This window comes from Corallococcus llansteffanensis (assembly GCF_003612055.1).
Lineage (GTDB): Bacteria > Myxococcota > Myxococcia > Myxococcales > Myxococcaceae > Corallococcus > Corallococcus llansteffanensis.
Genome location: NZ_RAWB01000708.1, coordinates 1 through 4535 on the forward strand (window position 1 = coordinate 1; position 4535 = coordinate 4535).

General features: G+C 69.4%; 6 protein-coding genes. 1 reads left to right on the plus strand and 5 read right to left on the minus strand.

All coding sequences use genetic code 11. The features are described 5' to 3' along the window. Positions 1-133: 133 nt before the first annotated feature. The 4 genes from D7V93_RS38650 to rplU all read right to left on the minus strand — a co-directional run bounded on the left by D7V93_RS38650 (position 134) and on the right by rplU (position 2947). Positions 134-814 carry a TrmH family RNA methyltransferase gene (locus D7V93_RS38650; protein WP_120613728.1) on the minus strand — a complete coding sequence of 227 codons (681 nt, stop codon included), beginning with the start codon at positions 812-814 and terminating at the stop codon, positions 134-136. 4 nt (positions 815-818) lie between these two features. After that, positions 819-2177: a GTPase ObgE gene (gene obgE, locus D7V93_RS38655; protein WP_120648081.1), complete on the minus strand. Its 1359-nt coding sequence runs from the start codon at positions 2175-2177 to the stop codon at positions 819-821. A 128-nt stretch (positions 2178-2305) separates the two neighbouring features. After that, positions 2306-2584, minus strand: coding sequence for a 50S ribosomal protein L27 (gene rpmA, locus D7V93_RS38660; RefSeq protein ID WP_120630185.1), 279 nt, complete (start codon positions 2582-2584; stop codon positions 2306-2308). A gap of 54 nt (positions 2585-2638) precedes the next feature. Then, a complete protein-coding gene (gene rplU / locus D7V93_RS38665) occupies positions 2639-2947 on the minus strand; it encodes a 50S ribosomal protein L21 (protein ID WP_120630186.1) in 309 nt (102 codons plus the stop codon). Positions 2948-3220: 273 nt separating this feature from the next. Between rplU and D7V93_RS38670 the strand changes: the two genes are divergently transcribed. After that, positions 3221-3577: a hypothetical protein gene (locus tag D7V93_RS38670; protein ID WP_120648082.1), complete on the plus strand. Its 357-nt coding sequence runs from the start codon at positions 3221-3223 to the stop codon at positions 3575-3577. Between the two features lie 19 nt (positions 3578-3596). Here D7V93_RS38670 and D7V93_RS38675 read toward each other — a convergent pair. Continuing rightward, positions 3597-4535, minus strand: a 939-nt coding sequence (locus D7V93_RS38675; protein WP_208723295.1) for a PilZ domain-containing protein, incomplete at its 5' end; no start/stop codon positions are given.

Consider the following 4535-nt stretch of genomic DNA (forward strand, 5'->3'; position numbering starts at 1 on the left):
GTGGGGGCCTGCGGCACGGCGAGCAGCGTGAAGAGCAGGGATTCCAGCAACATGGCGTGCGCCTCCGGAGCAGGCACCGGGGTGCCCGCGGGGACCATCTACCGCATCCGGACGGCCCCCGGGGGGCCAGCATTCACCGCTGTGTGGCTTTGACCAGACGCTTCCGCTGCTTCACGCCCAGCAGGTAGAAGCGCTCGCGCAGGGCCTGGGCCTCGTCGGGCGTCAGGTCCCCGGAGCCTCCCAGGTGCTCGTCCCGCCAGGCGATCGCCCGGCTGATGCTGGCCGAGGCCGCCGCGGAGATGTTCAGGCTCTGGCTGAAGCCCTTCATGGGCACCCAGAAGGTGCCGTCCACGCCGGAGAGCACGTCGTCGCTCACGCCGAAGCGCTCGTTGCCGAACACCATGGCGAACTTCGTGTCGAAGCGCAGGCTGTAGAGGCTGGTGGCCCCTTCGCGCAGCGCGGACGCGTAGAGGCTGAAGCCCTGCCCCTTCAGGTGCTCGCGGCACTCCGCGAACGTCTTGTAGAGGTGCACGTCCAACCACTTGTCGCAGCCCTGGGCCACCCGCGAGTTGGGGATGAAGGGCGCGTCCGGGTTGATGACGACGTGCACCTCCTGCACGCCCATGGACTCGCAGGTGCGCAGCACCGCGGCCATGTTGAAGTTGTCCTCCAGCCGGTCGAGCACCACGGTGAAGTTGCGCGTGCGCTGGCTGACGACGCGGTCGATGCGCTCCTTGCGTTCGTCAAGCAGGAACTGCTCCGGCTCGACGACGTCGCGCTCGAACTTCTCGTAGCGGGGGCCTCCACCAGCCATCGACTCAGCGCCTCCCGCCGGACTTCTTCGCGGCGGACTTCTTCGCGGACGCCTTGCGCACGGGCTTCCTTGCGGACGCCTTCACCGGGGCCTTGCGAGCGGTCTTCTTCGCCACCGGCTTGCGCGAGCCTTTCTTCGCGGCGGACTTCTTCGCCACGGCCTTGCGAGCACCGCCCGCCTTCTTCGCCACGGCCTTCTTCGCGGCGGCCTTCTTCACCACGGGCCTGCGCGCGGCCTTCTTCGCCGGGGCCTTCTTCACGGCGGCCTTCTTCACCGGGGCCTGCTTCGCGGAGGACGCCTTCTTCGCGGGGGCGGCGGCCGAGCGCTTCGGCGGGGCCTCCACGTGGATCTTCTCGGTGCGGCCGGTGAAGAGCACCTCCGCCACCGCGTCCATCAGCGCCTGCATGCCCTCGCCCGTGGCGCAGGACACCGGGTACACGCGGATGCCACGGCGGCGCAGGGCCTCCGTGAAGGGCCCCAGCCGCTCGCGGGCCTCCGTCAGGTCCAGCTTGTTCGCGGCCACCACCTGCGGCTTGCTGGCCAGCTCCGCGCTGTACTTCTTCAACTCCACGTTGAGGATGTTGAAGTCGTCCAGCGGCTTGCGGCCCTCACCCTCGGCGCCCATGTCGATGAGGTGCACCAGCACCTTGCAGCGCTCCACGTGGCGCAGGAACTGGTGGCCCAGGCCCACGCCCTCGCTGGCGCCCTCGATGATGCCGGGGATGTCCGCCATGACGAAGGACAGGTTGTCCTTGTACTGGACCATGCCGAGGTTCGGCACGAGCGTGGTGAACGGGTAGTCCGCCACCTTCGGCCGCGCCCGGCTCACGCGCGAGATGAACGTGCTCTTGCCCGCGTTGGGGAAGCCCAGCAGGCCCACGTCCGCCAGCAGCTTCAGCTCCAGCCGCAGGGTGATCTCCTCGCCCTGCGTGCCGTCCTGCGCGAAGCGCGGCGTCTGGCGCGTGGAGGTGGCGAAGTTCATGTTGCCCAGGCCGCCACGGCCGCCCTTGGCCGCCACGTACTCCTGGCCCGGCTCGCTCAGGTCCACCAGCAGGTCGCCGGTGTCGTTGTTGCGGATCAACGTGCCCACCGGCACCTGGAGCACCATGTCGTCGGCCCCGTGACCGTTGCAGTCACTGCCCATGCCGTGCTCGCCGTTCTTCGCCCGGTGGTGCTGCTGGTAGCGGTAGTCCAGGAGCGTGGTGAGCTGCGGGTTCGCGACGAACGACACGGAGCCGCCGTTGCCACCGTCACCGCCGTTGGGACCGCCCCGCTCGATGAACTTCTCGCGCCGGAAGGACACGGCGCCGTTCCCGCCGTCCCCCGCCTTCACGTAGATGCGCACTTCGTCGACGAACTTCATGGGGCGAACGCCCTCCTGGAAAAATACAAAGCGGGCCGTCCTCGCATCCAACCGTCCGCGAGGACGGGGTGGACCGGGAACGACCCGCTCGGGGATGCCGTGCCCGGGGTTGCCCCCGGAGCAGCCGACTAGGCGGTCGCCTGCTCGGCGGCAGCGGCCGGGTACACCGACACCTTCTTCTTGTCGCGGCCGAGGCGCTCGTACTTCACCACGCCGTCCACCGTCGAGAAGAGGGTGAAGTCGCGGCCGAGCTTCACGTTCGTGCCCGGGTGGATGACCGTGCCGACCTGCCGCACGAGGATGCTGCCCGCGGAGATCGTCTCGCCGCCATACACCTTCACGCCGCGGTACTGCGGGTTGGAATCACGCCCGTTGCGCGAAGAACCCTGTCCCTTTTTATGGGCCATGACACCTGCTCCTTGAAGTTCGTGACTGAAAAAGTCCGGGAAGGCAGCGACCGACTAGCCGGAGATCGAGGTGACCTTCACCTCGGTGTACGGCTGGCGGTGGCCACGGCGACGCGTCCAGCCTTCCTTCTCCTTGCGGAAGTGGAGGACGCGGCGGTGCTTGTCCTGCGCCAGCACCTTGCCCACGACCTTCGCGCCCGACACCGTCGGCTGCCCCACCTTCGGGCTGTCCGAGCCGCCCAGGAGGAGGACCTCGGTGAAGGAGACCTCGGCGCCGATGTCCCCGGCGATCTTCTCGATCCGGAGAACGTCGCCTTCGGCAACGCGGTACTGCTTCCCGCCTGTGCGAATGACTGCGTACATCGTCGAACCCCTGTCAGCTTCGGGTTGGTTCAACCCATGGAATCCAACGCGCATTTCGGACGGCGGACCGCCCGGCGCGCTAAAAGACGGCGGGACTTACGGGAAACCCCGGGGGGAGTCAAGGCACATGGCGGATCAGACCTCCACCCGGCGCCCTATTTACTTTTGAATGGAATTCCCGGAATAAAGTCTACTGGAAACCAAGCGGATGATCGCTAGGATGCGCGCCGCTTGCAACCCAACCTGTACCTCATTTCGAGGGGGAGACACACCATGAAGAAGATCCTGTTCGGCCTGGCGGCCATGGCCTCGCTCACGCTCACGGCCTGCGGCGGCAGCGTTTGCGACGACGCGAAGGACGCCGGCTCGCACCTGAAGTCCGTCTACGAGAGCTGCGGCATCGACGCCTCCGATGTCGAGTTCACCGACGAGGACGTGGAGAGCTGCGAGGAGAGCACCAAGTCCTGCACGGACGACGACAAGGATAAGCTGAGCGCCTTCACGGACTGCGTGAACGACATCAGCGACTGTGCCGACAAGACCCAGGGCGAGCAGACGGCGCTCCTCGGCAAGCTCGTCACCTGCAGCGGCAAGATCTCGGGCCTCAGCTCCGGCTGTAGCACCAACTAGTCAGCCCCGCTGTTGCCTGTCAGGGCCCGGTTCCCTCCCCAGGGAATCGGGCTCTTTCGTTGCGGGCTCCCGCCGCGCGGGCCCCCAGGGCCCGGTCCACCACGCGGTAGCGCTGCTGGAACTCCAGCTCCAGCGGGTCCAGCTTCAAGCCGCGCTCGTAGGCCTCCAGGGCGCGCTGGAGCTGGCCGTCGCGCTCCAGCGCGCCGCCGGTGAGGAAGTGCACCCGTGCGGCGCCCACCGCCCGGGGCTGCTCGGCCAGGTACTCGCGGCGCAGGGCCTCCGCCTGTCCGGGGGTGAGGCCCGCCTCCAGGCACCGGGCGACGCCCCGGGGGTTGCCCAGCCGTGCGTCGTAGCGCGCCCGGCGCAGCGGCACGCCCAGCGTGTCCCCCGCGTCCCTCACGCGGCCCAGCATCGACTCCAGGCGCGACTGCTGCCCGCGCGACAGGGGCCGCTGCCGCAAGGCCGACAGGGTGGTCCACACGTCGCGCGCCCGCTCCCGCACGGCCTCCAGCTCCACGTCCGGCGCGAGCCCCAGCACCGTGTAGTGGGTGCCATCCCCGCCGGGCCGCTCGCGGTGGGACTCCAGGACGCGCTCCGCCTCGGCGTCGTCGGGGAGCTCCCGGGGCGCGGGCGGCGCGGAGGCCGGGGCGCCGGAGAGGTGCTGCTCCACGCGGGCCTTCAACGTGGGCGACGGCGCGACGAACTGGACGCCGAAGCCCGGGCACATGCTCCAGGCCCGGGCCTGCTCGGGCGAGACGTGGCGTACCACCTCGCACGTGACGGCCAGCGGCCCCGTGCGCAGCGGCAGCACCACCTGGACCCGCGCGAACAGCGGGGGCAGCTCCCCCGTCGCGTGCAGGAACACCCCGCCGCGCGACAGGTCGGAGCCCGTGAAGGACCGGGGCTGCGTGCCCGGATGCAGCAGCACCTGCACCGGCTGGGACAGGGACCCGCCGCC